The sequence below is a fragment of the Nonomuraea sp. NPDC049028 genome (assembly GCF_043197735.1).
Taxonomy (GTDB): Bacteria; Actinomycetota; Actinomycetes; order Streptosporangiales; family Streptosporangiaceae; genus Nonomuraea.
Window position 1 is genome coordinate 269,092 of the sequence record NZ_JBICTR010000001.1, and the last position, 15,033, is coordinate 284,124.

General features: G+C 71.2%; 15 protein-coding genes. 7 read left to right on the plus strand and 8 right to left on the minus strand.

Annotation, left to right across the window (positions count from 1 at the left end):
* The first annotated feature begins 8 nt into the window (after positions 1-8).
* Complete coding sequence (locus tag ACGFJ2_RS01240) at positions 9-641, plus strand: phosphoribosyltransferase (protein ID WP_393463478.1); 633 nt, start codon at positions 9-11, stop codon at positions 639-641.
* A gap of 221 nt (positions 642-862) precedes the next feature.
* On the opposite strand, the gene ACGFJ2_RS01245 is transcribed toward ACGFJ2_RS01240, so the two are convergent.
* Positions 863-1,339 carry an ATP-binding protein gene (locus ACGFJ2_RS01245; RefSeq protein ID WP_357941105.1) on the minus strand — a complete coding sequence of 159 codons (477 nt, stop codon included), beginning with the start codon at positions 1,337-1,339 and terminating at the stop codon, positions 863-865.
* Positions 1,340-1,470: 131 nt separating this feature from the next.
* On the opposite strand from ACGFJ2_RS01245, the gene ACGFJ2_RS01250 reads away from it, so the two are divergent.
* Entirely contained in the window at positions 1,471-2,358 is an 888-nt protein-coding gene (locus ACGFJ2_RS01250) for a helix-turn-helix transcriptional regulator (protein WP_357941107.1), read from the plus strand.
* A gap of 116 nt (positions 2,359-2,474) precedes the next feature.
* Positions 2,475-2,708 carry a DUF397 domain-containing protein gene (locus tag ACGFJ2_RS01255; protein ID WP_225289364.1) on the plus strand — a complete coding sequence of 78 codons (234 nt, stop codon included), beginning with the start codon at positions 2,475-2,477 and terminating at the stop codon, positions 2,706-2,708.
* Positions 2,709-3,001: 293 nt separating this feature from the next.
* Here the strand turns inward: ACGFJ2_RS01255 and ACGFJ2_RS01260 are convergent, their stop codons facing one another.
* From ACGFJ2_RS01260 to ACGFJ2_RS01275, 4 genes are all read right to left on the minus strand, one after another.
* On the minus strand, positions 3,002-3,313 hold the full coding sequence (locus tag ACGFJ2_RS01260; protein WP_080036407.1) for a WhiB family transcriptional regulator: 312 nt from the start codon (positions 3,311-3,313) through the stop codon (positions 3,002-3,004).
* 101 nt (positions 3,314-3,414) lie between these two features.
* Positions 3,415-4,284 (minus strand): sucrase ferredoxin, encoded by an 870-nt coding sequence (locus tag ACGFJ2_RS01265; protein ID WP_357941109.1) that lies wholly within the window; start codon positions 4,282-4,284, stop codon positions 3,415-3,417.
* 106 nt (positions 4,285-4,390) lie between these two features.
* Entirely contained in the window at positions 4,391-5,953 is a 1,563-nt protein-coding gene (locus ACGFJ2_RS01270) for a glycerol-3-phosphate dehydrogenase/oxidase (protein ID WP_393463481.1), read from the minus strand.
* Positions 5,946-6,455 carry a helix-turn-helix domain-containing protein gene (locus tag ACGFJ2_RS01275; RefSeq protein WP_357941113.1) on the minus strand — a complete coding sequence of 170 codons (510 nt, stop codon included), beginning with the start codon at positions 6,453-6,455 and terminating at the stop codon, positions 5,946-5,948. The genes ACGFJ2_RS01270 and ACGFJ2_RS01275 overlap by 8 nt, the downstream gene beginning before the upstream one ends.
* A gap of 31 nt (positions 6,456-6,486) precedes the next feature.
* Here ACGFJ2_RS01275 and ACGFJ2_RS01280 point away from each other — a divergent pair, with 31 nt between their 5' ends.
* A complete protein-coding gene (locus tag ACGFJ2_RS01280) occupies positions 6,487-8,127 on the plus strand; it encodes an FAD-binding oxidoreductase (RefSeq protein WP_393465271.1) in 1,641 nt (546 codons plus the stop codon).
* 53 nt (positions 8,128-8,180) lie between these two features.
* On the opposite strand, the gene ACGFJ2_RS01285 is transcribed toward ACGFJ2_RS01280, so the two are convergent.
* Complete coding sequence (locus ACGFJ2_RS01285; RefSeq protein ID WP_357941115.1) at positions 8,181-8,591, minus strand: hypothetical protein; 411 nt, start codon at positions 8,589-8,591, stop codon at positions 8,181-8,183.
* A gap of 147 nt (positions 8,592-8,738) precedes the next feature.
* On the opposite strand from ACGFJ2_RS01285, the gene ACGFJ2_RS01290 reads away from it, so the two are divergent.
* Entirely contained in the window at positions 8,739-10,226 is a 1,488-nt protein-coding gene (locus ACGFJ2_RS01290; RefSeq protein WP_393463483.1) for a metallophosphoesterase family protein, read from the plus strand.
* A 21-nt stretch (positions 10,227-10,247) separates the two neighbouring features.
* On the plus strand, positions 10,248-11,813 hold the full coding sequence (locus ACGFJ2_RS01295) for a bifunctional 3'-5' exonuclease/DNA polymerase (RefSeq protein ID WP_357941119.1): 1,566 nt from the start codon (positions 10,248-10,250) through the stop codon (positions 11,811-11,813).
* Positions 11,814-11,824: 11 nt separating this feature from the next.
* Here the strand turns inward: ACGFJ2_RS01295 and ACGFJ2_RS01300 are convergent, their stop codons facing one another.
* A complete protein-coding gene (locus tag ACGFJ2_RS01300) occupies positions 11,825-13,114 on the minus strand; it encodes an MFS transporter (protein WP_393463485.1) in 1,290 nt (429 codons plus the stop codon).
* Between the two features lie 149 nt (positions 13,115-13,263).
* On the minus strand, positions 13,264-14,079 hold the full coding sequence (locus ACGFJ2_RS01305; protein WP_393463487.1) for an MOSC domain-containing protein: 816 nt from the start codon (positions 14,077-14,079) through the stop codon (positions 13,264-13,266).
* Between the two features lie 122 nt (positions 14,080-14,201).
* Here ACGFJ2_RS01305 and ACGFJ2_RS01310 point away from each other — a divergent pair, with 122 nt between their 5' ends.
* The gene (locus tag ACGFJ2_RS01310; RefSeq protein ID WP_393463489.1) at positions 14,202-14,984 is read left to right on the plus strand and encodes an alpha/beta hydrolase family protein; all 783 of its coding nucleotides are present in this window, start codon (positions 14,202-14,204) and stop codon (positions 14,982-14,984) included.
* The last annotated feature ends 49 nt before the right edge of the window (positions 14,985-15,033 follow it).

The following is a 15,033-nucleotide window of genomic DNA, read 5'->3' on the forward strand; positions in this document are numbered from 1 at the left end:
ACCACTGCATGGAGCTGCTGTTCGCGGACCGCGCGCAAGCGGGGGCCATGCTGGCGGGGCGCCTGCTCGACGCGCAGGACCCGGTGGTGCTGGCGCTCCCACGCGGCGGCGTGGCGGTGGCCGTGCCGATCCACCGCAGTGTCGGTGGCCGGCTCGACGTGCTGGTGACCCGGAAGATCGGCTATCCGCCGACGCCCGAACTGGGCGTCGGCGCGATAGCCGAGGGCGGCGAGCCGGTGTTCGACCTGCTGCTGCTGCGCAGGCTCGGGATGACGCCCGAGTCGGTGGCGGACGTGGTCGCGGAGGAGCGGCGCGAGCTGGCCCGCCGGGTCAAGGTCTATCGGGGCGACCGCCCGCTGCCCGATCTCGCCGGACGCGAGGTGATCGTGGTCGACGACGGCCTGGCCACCGGCGCCACCGCGCGGGCCGCGCTCCGGGCGGTCGGCGCGGCCAAGCCGGGCCGGGTGACGCTGGCCGTGCCGGTGGGCGCCCGCGACACCGTCGAGGCCATGCGCGAGGAGGCCGACGAGGTGGTGGTGCTGCGGGTCCCGGCGGATTTCCGGGCGGTGGGGCAGTGGTACGAGCACTTCGACCAGCTCAGCGACGCCGACGTGCTGGATCTGCTGGCGGGTGTGCAGTGAGGGGTGTTTCGTCACACGACCGTTTCGGACTCTGTGACGGTCCGTCGGGGTTGGTGTCCCTTGGGAGGGATACCCCCTACGGGGGAGCGGAAGAGGCCGGTCCGTGGAGAGCCGGGGTCCCTGCGGGGGAGCGGAAGAGGCCGGTCCGTGGAGAGCCGGGGTCCCTTCGGGGGAGCGGACGAAGGTGGTCCGTTGTGGCCGGGGTCCCGATGGGCGTGGGGTCAGTTGGAGAGTACGGCCCAGACGAGCTTGCCCTGGGCACCGGGGGTGAGCCAGCCCCAGCCCGTGGTGAGGGCCTCGACCAGGCGCAGGCCGCGGCCGTATTCGGCGAAGACGTCGGTGGTGGGCGGGGCCGCGGGCGCGTGCCGGCTGTAGTCGCTCACCACGCACGCCACCTCGGGCCGCCGGCTCAGCAGCCGGAGCTGGATGGCGCCGCCGCCGTGCCGCATCGCGTTGGTGACGAGCTCGGAGACCACCAGCTGGGCGTCGAAGACGATGTCGTCGGAGCCCCACGAGGTGAGCGTCCGGTCGACGAACCGCCTGGCAGAGGCCACGCAGACGGGCTCGAACGTGCTCAGCTCATGAAAGCGGAAGACCTCGTCACACGGTCCGCGCCGCCCGTCGAGCAGAATGGGCAGCAGCCATTCGGGTGCCTGGGCACACGTGGCGGCTTGCGGCCGAGCGTCGAAAGTCGTCATCCTGGCCCCCGAAGCGCGGTCTAGGTGATCCAATGCCCATCTTTACGGCGTGTGCTTACCGATGCAAGACTTTTCGTGTTTTACAGATGCAAATAGCATCTGCACGTGCAGATGATCTGGGAGCGATAGGTGTGAGCGCACTGAGTGCGGAAGGGAATGTGGTCGGCTACTCGCCGGGAAGCCCGACGGTGCTGCGGATCCTGCTGGGTACGCAACTGCGCAGGCTCCGCACGGAGAAGCGTATCTCGCGGGAGGACGCGGGGTATGCGATTCGCGCTTCTCACGCCAAGATCAGCCGCCTGGAGCTCGGGCAGGTCAGCTTCAAGGAACGCGACGTCGCCGATCTGCTCACCCTCTACGGCGTCACCGACGAGGCCGAGCGGGCGCCGTTGCTGGAGCTGGCCCGGCAGGCGAACGCCCCGGGCTGGTGGCACAAGTACAGCGACCTGCTGCCCGGCTGGTTCGAGGTCTACATCGGGCTGGAGGGTGCGGCCTCGGTCATCCGTACGTATGAGAACCAGTTCATCCCCGGCCTGCTCCAGACGCCCGAGTACGCCAGGGCGGTGATCAAGCTGGCGCACGAGACGACTCCCGAGGCCGAGGTCGACCGGCGTGTGGCGCTGCGCACCAGGCGGCAGGAGCGCCTGGCCGGTGGCCGGGCGCTCAAGCTGTGGGCGGTCATCGACGAGGCCGTGGTGCGGCGCGCGCTCGGCGGCCGTGAGGTGATGCGGCGGCAGATCGAGCACCTGCTGGAGATGACGAAACGGTCCAACGTCACCGTTCAGGTCATCCCGTTCGAGCGCGGCGGGCACGCCGCCGCCGGCGGGCCGTTCAGCATCCTGCGCTTCCCCGAGCGTGACCTGCCCGACGTCGTGTACCTGGAGCAGCTCACGAGCGCCCTCTATCTGGACAAGCCGGCTGAGTCCGAGCATTACATGCAGGTCATGGACCGATTGAGCGTCCAGGCCGACTCCCCTGAGCAGACCCAACGCTTCCTGGAGCGCCTGCTGTCAGTGTGATCCACCCCATATCAGGGTTTTGGTCGTCCCGTATATGGCGATCTTGGCGATGCCGTAACGTGATCTCGCAACCACGGCTGCACGTGCATCCGTAAGCGCGCGAGGGAGCTTCGCCCATGCATGAGTTCCGCAACGGAACGCCCGCCGGTCGCCTTCCCGCCGTCTGGCGCAAGAGCAGGCGGAGCAACCCCAACGGCAACTGCGTCGAGGTGGCCGATCTGCCCACGGGGGAGGTGGCGATGCGTAACTCACGCTTCCCCGAGGGGCCCGCCCTGGTCTACACGCGGGATGAGATCACCGCGTTCGTGCTCGGCGCCAAGGACGGCGAGTTCGACGATCTGATCGTCTGAGCCAAGAGCCCGGAGCCAGGCGCAGCGCCGACTCGTCTGAGCCAAGAGCCCAGAGCCAGGCGCGGCGCCGACTCAGAGCGGTCCGGCCCCGAAGCTCGGCGAGCAGCGATCCGGAAACCACTTCAGCCCGGCGTCACGGATGACGCCGGGCTGAAGCGCGTGCTGGGGGCTGAGGTCTTTTGCCTGATCAAGCAGTTGCCCCGACCGGGTTCGCCGGAGCCTGGACTTGGCTGGCCAGGCCCCGGTTCATCGGGGCAACTGCATGATCACGCGGTGATCGCTGCCGGGTGGAGTCAGGCGGCGGAGATGCCGGCGCTGGCGGCGCGGCGCATGCGACGGCGACGCTCGGAAGCGCGCTCGTCCTCGTTCAGGCCACCCCACGTGCCGTACTTCTCCGGACGGGACAGCGCGTAGTCCAGGCACTCGTTGCGGACAGGGCACTGGGCGCAGATCGCCTTGGCCTTCCGCTCGCGCACGTCACGCTCGGGCTGCCGCTCCCCATCGGGGCCGAAGAAGAGCACGAGGTCCTCACCCCGGCACGCGGCATCATCCTGCCAACCCCAGCTGGGGCGCGGGCGGGCGAGCTGCCGACGTACCTGAGACATGAGAAAACCACCTTCGTGAGAGGTATTTCAGTAATTGAGCCGCATTGGACGTTTTCGGCGTCACTGTTCCAACGCAAAGGTGGGCCGTAGTGTTCCCGTGATCAGGTAAGGGCGGGCGTGGCGTACCGCACAGGCGTGAGCCTGTCCAGCGAAACCAGCCGGTAGGTGGTGATCTTCTCGGCGCAAGCCGTACCACACGGCGCTTGGAACACCGATGGCTCAACCACAACCTCGAACCGGACGTCGCCGCAGCGCACGATGGCTTCGGTGACGTCGCCGTCCGACCTGGAGGATTCCACGGCCACTGCGCCGACAGAACACTCTCCCGAATGGGTTCGGGCGAAGTGCTCGACGGCTTGCAATGGCTCAGGGATGCCTGCGCGTCCCCGGTAACGGTCGAGAATGATCTCGCCCGACCGGTACGCGTTAGCCGCTGCGATCGCAGCAGCCTGAGACATGCTGCCGTAGAAAATTCCGTGTGGCAAGCACACGAGGTTGGCGGCGTAGCGATCGCCGCCAACGTGTGACGTTTCCCATACTCTGTCCGGCCAGTTTTCGGCCAGGCTTCGAGCGATGGGCAGTCCAATGCGGGCGCAACACGCATTGCGCTTGGCGTGCGTGCAGACCAGAAATACCGGCTCGTCTTCAAGTATGCAGGACTCCGGGACCACTCCGGCCACCAGCGCGTCCAGGTCAAGATCCTCGGTACCTGCGATGACTCCGCTGGCCAGCCAGGGGTTGGGGCCCGTGGCGTAGCCCACTAGCACACGCAAGTCCTGCTCCTGTGGGCGGACCCGTCTGCCGGGGCGGCGGATGAGCTGGGGTCTGATGCCACGTTCTTGGGCTCGGCGCACGAGGTTCGAGATTTTTTCAGGAAGCTCGAAGGTTTCCAGATGTGACGGCCACGGTCCGTCGTACTCGACGAGTAGCCACAGCCGGGCCCCCACGGTGGCGCTGGCCAGATTCGGCACCCCGCCCGTGTGGCAGCCATCCGGATGCTCGCAGCCCCTGGCCAACGCCTTGCTCCCCTCTTGCGAATTAGGTAAGACTAACCTAACGGTAAGAGGGATGTACGGGTTATCGGTTGAAAGCCGCCCTGGCGGCCGGCAGCGCCGCCGCCCGGTCCTCGGGGACGAGGCCGATCCTGGTCCTGCGGTCGAGGAGGTCGTCCGCGTCGAGCGCGCCCTCGTGGGCGACGGACCACATCAGCTCGCCCATCGTGATGCCGAGGCCGACCTCCTCGGGATGCGCCCGGACGAGTTCGTGCACGGCCGCCGCCTCGACGCCGTGGCGGGCGACCAGCCGCTCGGGTGGGCGGCCCGCGCCCGCCCCGGTTCGCGGGGTCACGGCGCCGTGATCCCGGACGGCTCCGACGAGCGGGATCGAGGCGGTACGGCTCCGGCCCGCCGGGAGGTTCCCCACCGAGATCGCTCGATCCACCGCGTCGGCCGCCATCCGCCGGTATGTCGTGAGCTTGCCGCCCACGACCGTGACGACCCCTCCGTCCGCCTTCCCGCCATCCGCGTACACGGCGTGCCTGCGTGAGACGTCCGCCGTCCGCCCGTCCGCCGCCAGAAGCGGCCTGAGCCCCGCGTAGGCGCCCGCGACGGCCTCGCGGGTCACCGGTGCCGCCAGAACCGTGTTGAGCACGCTCAGGAGCGTCCTGATGTCCTCCTCGGGGGCCTCGGGCACGTCGGGGACGGGTCCGTCGAGGGGCTCGTCGGTCAGGCCCACGTGCACGCGGCCGTCGGCTTGGGGGAGTACGAGCGCGAATCGGCTGCTCTCTCCGGGAATCGGAATGTGCAGCCCGGACAGGAGGCCCGGCAGGGTTCCGGGGCGGAGCACGAGGTGCGTGCCGCGTGACGGGCGCAGGCTCACCCGCGGGTCCAGCAGGCCCGCCCACACACCCGCGGCGTTGATCACCGTCCTGGCCCGGATGCCGAACTCCGCGCCGGTCAGCTCGTCGCGCACCTTGGCGCCCGCGCCGGTCAGCTCCAGGGCGCGGCACCGGGTCAGGATCCGGGCCCCGTACGCCGCCGCCGTCCTGGCTATGGCCACCACCAGCCGGGCGTCGTCGTACACGCGGCCGTCCCACGACAGCAGGCCGCCCCGCAGGCCGTCCTCGCTCAGCATGGGCGCGAGCGTGTGCGCCCGGGCGGCCGTCAGCCGGGACGGCCCGGGCAGCAGGCGGCGCGGCGTGCCGGCGGCGGCGCGCAGCCCGTCGCCGAGCCGGTAGCCGGTCATCAGCAGCTCCGCCCGGGACCTGGAGACCTCCGGCGTCAGCGGCAGCACGTACGGATGCGCCTTGACCAGGTGCGGAGCCGTCCGCCGCAGCAGGACGCCGCGCTCGACCGCGCTCTCGCGGGCGATGCCCACCTGCCCCTTGGCGAGGTAGCGGAGGCCGCCGTGGATGAGCTTGGAACTGAACCTCGACGTGCCGAAGGCCAGGTCGTGCGCGTCGATCGCCGCGACGCTGAGACCGCGCGAAGCGGCGTCGAGCGCCGCGCCCGCACCTGTCGCGCCCAGGCCCACGACCAGCACGTCGATTGTCTCCTCCGCGACCACGGCCAGCTCGCGGGTCCGTCGCGCGGCGTTCAGCGAGCTGTCTGAGGGGCGCGCGGCGTTCGGCGGGCTATCCAAGGTAGGCCTCCAGCAGAGTGGCGAGTTCGGCGTCGAGTTCGTCGAGGGTCACGGGGTCGAGCATGGTGGGCGCCGACAGCAGGAACGACTGCGCCACGAGCAGCACCGCCCTGGCCTTGCGGCGGTCGCCGACGGCGGCTTCGAGCACGCCGAGCACCGCCTCGTGGGTGGCGCCGCGCCGATCCAGCAGGTACGGCAGCAGCAGCTCCGGGTCCGCTTCCACGATCTTGCGCCAGAGCGGATGGCCGCGCAGCCGCCGTACCCCTTCGACCACGGCGGCGACCGGGTCCGACAGGTCCAGTTCGGTGACGGCCAGCACCCACTCCCGCGTCATCAGGTCGGCGACCAGGCTCCGCACGTCGGGCCAGCGGCGATAGAGCGTCATCCGGGACACCCCCGCCCGCCGCGCCACGTCGGTGAGCGTGGTGCGCCGCACCCCGTAGGCGAGCACGCAGTCGCGGGCCGCGTCTAGCACGCCGTCATTGTGACGAATCGACGTCATATGTCACAGTGTAGACGTGCTGAACGAACCGATGCTGTGGTCGGGCTGGGGCGACCCCGCCAAGGCCCGCGAACTGCCCCCGCAGATCCGCGAGCTGCTCCACGACCTGCTGGGCGTACGCGAGCCGGCCGCTCCCGCCGCCTCGTTCGAGTCCGTACGGCTGGCCCCAGTCGCGCTCTCGCCCGCGCACCTGGCCGCCCTGGCCGACGTCGTGGGCCACGAACAGGTGCTGACCTCGCGCGCGGCCCGGATCCGGCACACGCGCGGCAAGTCGACCCCCGACCTGCTGCGGATGCGCGCGGGAGACGGCTCGGCCGCGCCCGACGCCGTGCTGCTGCCCGGCTCGCACGACGAGGTCGCCGCGCTGCTGCGGCTGTGCGCCGCCGAGCGGATCGCGGTGGTGCCCTTCGGCGGCGGCACCTCCGTGGTGGGCGGGCTGGCGGCGTCCAGGTCCGGCTTCGCCGGGGTGGTGGCGCTGGACCTGGCCCGGCTCGACCGGCTCGTCTCGGTCGACACCGAGTCGATGGTCGTCACCGCCGAGCCGGGACTGCGGGCGCCCGAGGCCGAACGGCTGCTCGAACGGCACGGGCTGACGCTGGGGCATTTCCCGCAGTCGTACGAGTACGCCACGCTGGGCGGATTCGCGGCGGCCCGGTCCAGCGGGCAGGCTTCGGCCGGTTACGGGCGCTTCGACGACATGGTGGTGGGTCTGACCGTCGCCACTCCCTCCGGCGATCTGGACCTGGGTCGCGCGCCCAAGTCGGCGGCGGGGCCCGATCTGCGGCAGCTCCTGCTGGGGTCCGAGGGGGTGTTCGGGGTGATCACGGCGCTGCGGCTGCGGGTGCGGCGGGTGCCCGGGCGGCGGGTGTACGAAGGGTGGCGGTTCGGGTCGTTCCGGGAGGGGATGGCCGCGCTGCGGACGCTGGCGCAAGAGGGGCCGCTGCCCACGGTGCTGCGGCTTTCGGACGAGACGGAGACCATGATCGGGCTGGCCCGGCCGGACGACATCGGGGGCGGCTCCAGCGGCTGCCTGGTGATCGCGGGTTACGAAGGCCCGGTTGACGGTCCAGCCGACGGGCCGACTGACCGGCCGACCGACGGGCAGGAGGCGTCTTCCCCGGCGACGTCTTCCCCGGCGACGTCCGTCGAAGGGCGCAGGGCCGGGGCCGGGGTGGTGCTGGCGCGGATGGGCGGGGTGCCGCTCGGGACCGAGCCCGGACGGGCGTGGGAGCACGGCCGGTTCTCGGCGCCGTACCTGCGCGACTCGCTGCTGGCCGCCGGCGCGACGGTGGAGACCATCGAGACGGCCGGGTTCTGGTCCGCGCTGCCACGCCTGTACGACGCGGTACGGCTGGCCCTGCTCGGGGCGCTGGAGTCGCCGCTGGTCATGTGCCACATCTCGCATGTGTACGAGACCGGGGCCTCGCTGTACTTCACCGTCGTCACCGCGCAGAAGGGCGACCCGGTGGCGCAGTGGGAGCGGGCCAAGGAGGCGGTCAACGCGGCCATCGTGGCGGCGGGCGGCACGATCTCGCACCACCACGGCGTGGGCCGCGACCACCGCGAGGCGTACGCGGCCGAGCTGGGACCCGTGGGCGTCGACATCCTGCGCGCCGTCAAGGCCCGGCTCGACCCCACGGGCATCCTGAACCCGGGCATCTTGATCCCCTGAGGTCGACCTGGGGCCGCGGGCCTGGGGCGCGGGCCTAGGTCTGAGTCTGGGGGTCAGTCCGGTGGGTCGACCGAGGCGGCCTCCGTCATGGCCGCCGCCGCTTCCCCATAGCGCTGCTGCGCCTCGTACACGTCCGACAGGCAGGCCAGGGCGAACACCAGCGGCGCGCCACCCGCCGGACGGCAGAGCTCGACGGCCTCCTCGGCGTACGGCAGCGCCTCCGCGGCCCGGCCGCGCTTGAGCAGCAGCTTGGCCGCGGCCAGCAGGCAGCGGGCGAGCAGCACCGCGTGCTCGTCGGGGTCCGCGGCGGCCAGCTCCCGGCTGAGCCCGATCGCCTGGTGGACCCTGTCGAGCGCCCCACCACCCCAACGCGACCGTCTGCCGGCGTACGCCAGCAACCCCTCTACGGCGGCCACCCCCGCGGTGCCCCTCCGGGTGGCGTCGTCCGAACCGTTCCGGGCCATGGCAGCCCCCCATCGCGGCGACGAACCGCTTGCTTGGGGCGTGAGGCTACACCATCGCGAACCGATTGTGTTCCCAACGGCACGCTGCGTTCGGACGCGCTTCGGGAAGTGGGTGCGGCTTGGGGAAGATCGCGTAAAGATGGAGTCATGGTGGAAGTCGCGGCTGAGCGTGGAAAGCAGCTCTCCTCCCGGGTGTCGGAGGAAGGCGCGGGGTGGGCCTGTCAGCGGATCGGCACGTTCAACGACCTGAGACCCGACAACAAGGGCTTCACCTGGCTCAGCCCGCGCACGCTGTGGCACTCGCGCAACCAGATCGTCGCCGGGCTCTTCGGCGACCCGTCCGGGAAGGTGCGCCGCAGGTGGATCGCCGAGCAGGAGGCCCGTGGCGCCGACCCGGACTTCCGCGTCAAGCCGGAGGTGGGGGAGAGCTTCAGCTTCCTGCTGCTCGGCGACACCGGCGAGGGCGACGCCTCCCAGTACGCGGTCGTGCCCGGCCTGCTCAAGGTGGGCGAAGGCACCTCCTTCGCGGTCATCGCCAGCGACGTGCTCTATCCGGCCGGGTCCGGCAACGAGTACGAGAACAAGTTCTTCCGCCCGTACAAGGACTATGACGCGCCGATCTACGCGATCCCCGGCAACCACGACTGGTACGACGGGCTCGGCGGTTTCATGCGCGTGTTCTGCGACGCCCCGGCGCTCCCGCCCAAGCGGGATGCGGGGTTACGTGGCCTGCTCTGGCGCAGGTCGGAGACGATCGACGAGCGGCTGCTGGCCGAGGCCCGCGCGTTCAGGGACCGTCCGGCGCAGCGGGCCGCGCAGCCGGGGCCGTACTGGGCGATCGAGACCCCGAGCCTGCTCATCGTGGGCGTCGACACCGGCATCCAGGGAGAGATCGACGCCCAGCAGTCCGAATGGCTGCGGCGCACCTCCCTGGACCCGCGCCCGAAGATCCTGGTCACCGGCAAGCCGATCTACACGCGCAACGACTACAAGCCGTCCCCGCTGGAGGGCGGCGGCACGATCGACGACATCATCCGCGCCCCCGAACACCGCTATGTGGCCGCCATCGGCGGCGACGTGCACAACTACCAGCGCTATCCCGTCAGGGTGGGCGACCGGGTGATCCAGTACATCGTCTCCGGGGGCGGCGGCGCGTTCATGCACGCCACCCACACCACCCGCCGGGTGGACGTGGCGGGCGTGCACGAGGACGACTTCAAGTGCTACCCCCTGCGCGGCGACTCGCTGTCCTTCTACAGCCAGCTGTACGCCAAGCGGCTCCGGATGAAGTGGATCTACCTCACCCCGGCCGAGGCCGCCTGCATCATGGCGGACCAGATCAAGAACACCCCGGTCCGGCCCGTCGCCGGACCCATCAAGATCACTCGCAGGATGAGGTGGGCGGCCCGGCTGCTCGGAGCCTGGCCGATGCCGTTCCGGCTGCCCGTGGGCACGGTCTTCCACCGCTACCTCTCCGAGCTGTCCGACTGGGACACACCACCGTTCTTCAAGCAGTTCCTGCACCTTTCGGTCACGCCCGAGCTGCTCTCGGTGCGCTGCTTCGCCGCCACCGGCTGCCTGCCGCAGGAGGTGGATCCGCCGATGGAGGACGAGGTGCACATCAGTTTGTCGTAGTCACCTGGCACTCTGGACGGCGTGCACGTAGTGGTGGCAGACGGGACGATCCTGCCGGTCGGTGGTCCGGCTCGCCGGGTCGACGACCTGGCGCGGGCCGTGCGCGAGCTCGAAGCCGAGCGGCCGCGCTGGGTCTGGGCGGACGCCCGCGAGATCTATCCGTCCCTGCTGTCCAAGGGTGTGCGGGTGTCACGCTGCCACGACCTGACGCTCACCGAGGGGCTGCTGCTCGCGTACGAGGGACGATACGGCCAGCCGCGCTCGGCCAAGGCCGCCCACGCCAGGCTGCACGGCCTGCCGGTGCCCGACGATCAGCCCAGCGTGCCCGACACCCTGTTCGCGCCCGAGCCGCTCGGCGCGGAGGCGGTGGCGGAGGTGCTGGCCGACCAGCTGCGCCGGATCGAGGCGCTGCCGGAGCCGGGCCGGTTCCGGCTGCTGGTGGCGGCCGAGTCGGCGGGCGCGCTGATCGCCGCCGAGATGGGCCACGACGGCATGCCGTGGCGCCGGGACGTACACGACGCCCTGCTCACCGAGCTGCTCGGCCCGCGCCCGGTGCACGGCATGCGGCCGGCCAAGCTCCAGGCGCTGGCCGACGAGGTGTCGGCGGCGTTCGGGCATCCGGTCAATCCCGACTCGGTGCAGCAGCTGGTCAAGGCGTTCAAGGGGGCGGGCGTCGCGCTCAAGACCACCCGGTCGTGGGAGCTCAAGCAGCTCGACCACCCGGCGGTCGCGCCGCTGCTCGCCTACAAGGAGCTGGCCAGGCTGTACAGCTTCCACGGGTGGGTCTGGGCCGATCAGTGGGTGCGTGACGGGCGCTTCCGTGCCGAATACGTGGTGGCCGGGGTGGTGTCGGGGCGGTGGGCCACCGACGGCGGCGGCGCGCTGCAGATCCCCAAGGTGATGCGCCGCGTGGTGGTCGCCGACGACGGCTGGACGTTGATCGTGGCCGACGCCGCCCAGCTGGAGCCGCGGGTGCTGGCCGCGATGGCCGCCGACGGAGGGCTGGCGCGGGCGGCGGGGGAGATCGACCTCTACTCGGCGCTGGCCAAGTCGTTCGGGGGCGAGCGCGCCAACGCCAAGATCGCGATGCTGTCCGCCATGTACGGCGGCACCAGCGGTGACGCGTCCAAGCTGCTGGCGGTGATGCGGCAGCGCTTCCCCAAGGCCTACCAGTTCGTCGAGGACGCGGCCAAGGCGGGAGAGGAGGGGCGGCTGGTGCGCTCCTGGCTCGGCCGCACCAGCCCGCCGCCGTCGGAGGGGTGGAAGTCCCTCGTGTCGGGGCCCGAGGGGAGCCGGGCGATCCGGGATCGGGGGCGGTTCACCCGCAACTTCGTCGTACAGGCCACCGCCGCCGAGTGGGCGCTGGTGCTGATGGCGGTGCTGCGGGGGCGGTTGTCCGGCCCGGCCCGGCTGGTGTTCTTCCAGCACGACGAGATCATGGTGCACTGCCCGCTCGACCAGGCCGAAGAGGTGATGACCGCGGTGTCGGAGTCGGCCGCCGAGGCCAGCCGCCTGCTGTTCGGGGGGACGCCGGTGCGCTTCCCGATGGAGGCGGTCGCGGTCTCCTGCTACGCCGACGCCAAGTGACTCCGCGCACGTCACATGGCGGGTGTCAGCGGGCCGCTGTTCACGTGGCGCCAGGTGATCGCCAGCCAGACCCCGGCCAGTGTCACCATCACCCCCACCACCAGCCCGAGCACCCCGTACGACAGCCCGCCCACGATCGCGCCCGCGACGATCGTGCCGGTCGCGCCGCACACGTTCATCAGCAGGTCGGACAGGCCCTGCACGGCGGGCCGGCTCCCGACCGGGACCGACTCGCTGACCAGCGCCGATCCCGCCACCAGGCCGCACGACCAGCCGAGGCCGAGCAGCACCAGCGCGCTGGTCACCTGCCAGACGCGGTGCCCGGCCGTACCCGCCAGAACGGCGGAGCTGAGCAGCAACGCCATGCCGAGCAGCAGCACCGGCACCTTGCCCGCCTTGTCGGCCAGCCAGCCCACCACCGGAGACATGACGTACATCCCGGCGATGTGCAGGCTGATCACCAGGCCGATGATGTCCAGATTCGAGCCGTCGTGGTGGAGCTTGACCGGGGTCATCGACATGACCGACACCATCGCGGTGTGGCTGACCGCGATCATGACCAGGGCCTTGCGGGCCATGGGGGTGGTGCGCAGGGTCGTCCAGGCGTTCCTGATCGTCCGGTTCTGACCGGCGGCGGGGGGTTGCGTGTCGTTCAACCGGCGGGCCAGTTTGAGCGGGTCCGGGCGCAGGCCGACCAGGATGATGAGCATCGCCAGCGCGAACGCCAGCGCCGCGAACGCGAACGGCCCGGCCTTCTCCACGAGGCCCGCGCTCATGCCGATCTGGTCGGCGGGCTTGGCCAGGTTCGGGCCGGCGACGGAGCCGATGGTGGCCGCCCAGACGACCAGGGACAGGTGCCTGGCGGCGTGCCCCGGTGGTGACAGGTCGGTCGCCGAGTAGCGGGCCGCCAGGTTCCCCGCGCTGCCGCCGCCCACCAGAACCAGTCCGACCAGCAGCAGCGGCCAGTTGCCGAGGCTGATGGCGCCGACGGACAACGCGCAGCCCGCCAGCGCGGCCACGTACGCCAGCGTCAGGCCCGTCCGCCGGCCGCCCCTGCCGGACGCCTTGGCGGTCGGCAGGGCGAGGAGGGCCGCGCCGAGTACGGTCGCGGTGCCCGCGAAGCCGCTGATCACGGTGGATCCGGAGAGCTCGTCGACGACGACGGAGCTCAGTGCCAGGCCGACTGCGACGCCTACGCCGCCTACTATTTGCGCGGCGGACAGGATCACGAGAGTGCGCCGCTGGACGGCCCGGATCCGGTCAGGGGATGAAATATCGGGCTTTATAGGGGCGCTGGTCACTTGTGAAGTCTCGCATAGCCCATGAGATCCCCCCAAAGGCCCAAATCACCCCACGCGGCATTATTCGACTACTTAAGGCTGCTTTCGGGTGGGATGGGGTTTTCGCCGCCCGGCTCGGAGGTTCGCCCGCCTGGCTCCGAGAACCCGGCTCAGAGGATCGTCACCGGATCCCCCTGCGCGATCCGGCCAGGCGCGTCCGGGATGAGGTTCACGCCGAACCAGACCTTGCCGTCCCACCTGCGGTGCCTGGCCAGGGTGCGGATGGGCTCCTTGCCCTTGGTGTAGGTGGCGGCGTCCACGGTGGTCAGTACGCATCGGTCACAGCCCTTGACCACCCGGAACTCCGTGTCGCCGACGCGGACGCGCCTCCATCCGTCCTCGGCGAAGGCGTCCGGCACGCCGTCCACGACCACGTTCGGCCGGAACCTGCTCATGGGCAGCGGCTGGGGCAGCTCCTCGCCGCTCTCGACCGCCGTCTCCGCGATCCAGTCGTTGAGCCGGGCCAGCGAAGCCGTGGAGGTGAGCAGCAGCGGATAGGCGTCGGCCAGGCTGACCCGGTCGTCCGGCCGGCCGTACTCGGGATCGACGGGACGGCGGGTGGGGTCGTCCTGCCAGGCCAGCCGGACGGGGCGGTCGATCAGCGCGCTCAGCCACGCGGCCGCGTCGTCGCCGCAGTCGGTCAGCTCTATCGACGTCTTCCGCATCTTGATCACCGAACGGCCGGCGGTGGGAGTGACCCGCAGCGGCGCGGCGTGCGGGCCGGTGAGCTTGAGCGTCTCGCCGTCCGGCTCCGGCACGCACATCAGCAGGCGGGGGAGTTCGCGGGCGGTCAGCATCTCGCCGTGCTCGTCGACGATGAGGTAGCGCCGGTCACCGGCCAGGCCCCAGGGCTGCACCTCGGCCCCATGTACCTCGTGCCCGGTCGTCGATTTGACGGGATAGATGTGGATGCTCGCCAGCTTCATGCGGCCGACGGTACATGACGCCCACCTGCGGGGGATTCGGCGACCGGCCAAGGGCTGAGGCGCTGGGGAGCGGCCGTCGGGCGGCTGTTAGCGTACCGATCATTCCGAGCGAGGAGAGCCTTGTGAGAGCTGCCACACCTGCTGTGACCTTCGACAGTGACGGGGTCCCGTTGATGGGAGTGCTGCACCTGCCGGCCGGCGAGGGGCCGCATCCGACCGTGGTGGTGCTGCACGGGTTTCCCGGCAATGAGCGCAACTTCGATCTGGCCCAGGCGCTGCGCCAGGCGGGGTACGCCAGCCTGGTCTTCCATTACCGGGGCTCCTGGGGCGTCGGTGGGGACTGGTCGTGGGGGAACGGCCTGGCGGACGCGGCGCGGGTGGTGGCGGCCGTCCGGGAGAAGCCGTTCGCGGCCGAGCACCGGCTCGACCCGGAGCGGGTCGCCGTTGTCGGACATAGCTTCGGGGGCTTCGTCGCGCTGATGACTGCCGCCGCGGATCCGGGCATCGCGGCCGCCGTGTCGGTGTCCGGCGTCGACTTCGGCACGATCTCCCGCGGGCTCGACGCCGAAGGGCGGCGGGAGTGGGTCGAGGCGTTCGACGGTGAACTGCTCCCGCTCACCGGCACCAGCGGTGAAGCGCTGGTGGCCGAGATGGAGGCCGCGGGGGAGGAGTGGAGCCTGGCCTCGCTGGCACCCGCGTTCGCCGGGCGCCCGGTGATGCTGATCGGGACCGGACTCGACCCCGTGACGCCCGCCGCCGTACACCACCGGCCGCTGCTGCCCGCGTACGCGGGGGCGGCGCTCGAACACCACGAATGGGCCACCGACCACGCCCTGTCCGACCACCGCGCCGAACTGGCCACGACGGTCCGCGACTTCCTCGACCGCGCTCTCGGCGTGCGGTAACCGTTCAGATCCCGGCCGCGCGCTCCACCCGGCCGCGCTCATGACGCGG

Coding starts and splice junctions, on each gene's coding strand:
- ACGFJ2_RS01240 (WP_393463478.1), top strand. CDS start 9: ATGGAGCTGCTGTTCGCGGACCGCGCGCAAGCGGGGGCCATGCTGGCG.
- ACGFJ2_RS01245 (WP_357941105.1), bottom strand. CDS start 1,339: ATGACGACTTTCGACGCTCGGCCGCAAGCCGCCACGTGTGCCCAGGCA.
- ACGFJ2_RS01255 (WP_225289364.1), top strand. CDS start 2,475: ATGCATGAGTTCCGCAACGGAACGCCCGCCGGTCGCCTTCCCGCCGTC.
- ACGFJ2_RS01260 (WP_080036407.1), bottom strand. CDS start 3,313: ATGTCTCAGGTACGTCGGCAGCTCGCCCGCCCGCGCCCCAGCTGGGGT.
- ACGFJ2_RS01275 (WP_357941113.1), bottom strand. CDS start 6,455: ATGACGTCGATTCGTCACAATGACGGCGTGCTAGACGCGGCCCGCGAC.
- ACGFJ2_RS01280 (WP_393465271.1), top strand. CDS start 6,487: ATGCTGTGGTCGGGCTGGGGCGACCCCGCCAAGGCCCGCGAACTGCCC.
- ACGFJ2_RS01285 (WP_357941115.1), bottom strand. CDS start 8,591: ATGGCCCGGAACGGTTCGGACGACGCCACCCGGAGGGGCACCGCGGGG.
- ACGFJ2_RS01290 (WP_393463483.1), top strand. CDS start 8,739: ATGGTGGAAGTCGCGGCTGAGCGTGGAAAGCAGCTCTCCTCCCGGGTG.
- ACGFJ2_RS01305 (WP_393463487.1), bottom strand. CDS start 14,079: ATGAAGCTGGCGAGCATCCACATCTATCCCGTCAAATCGACGACCGGG.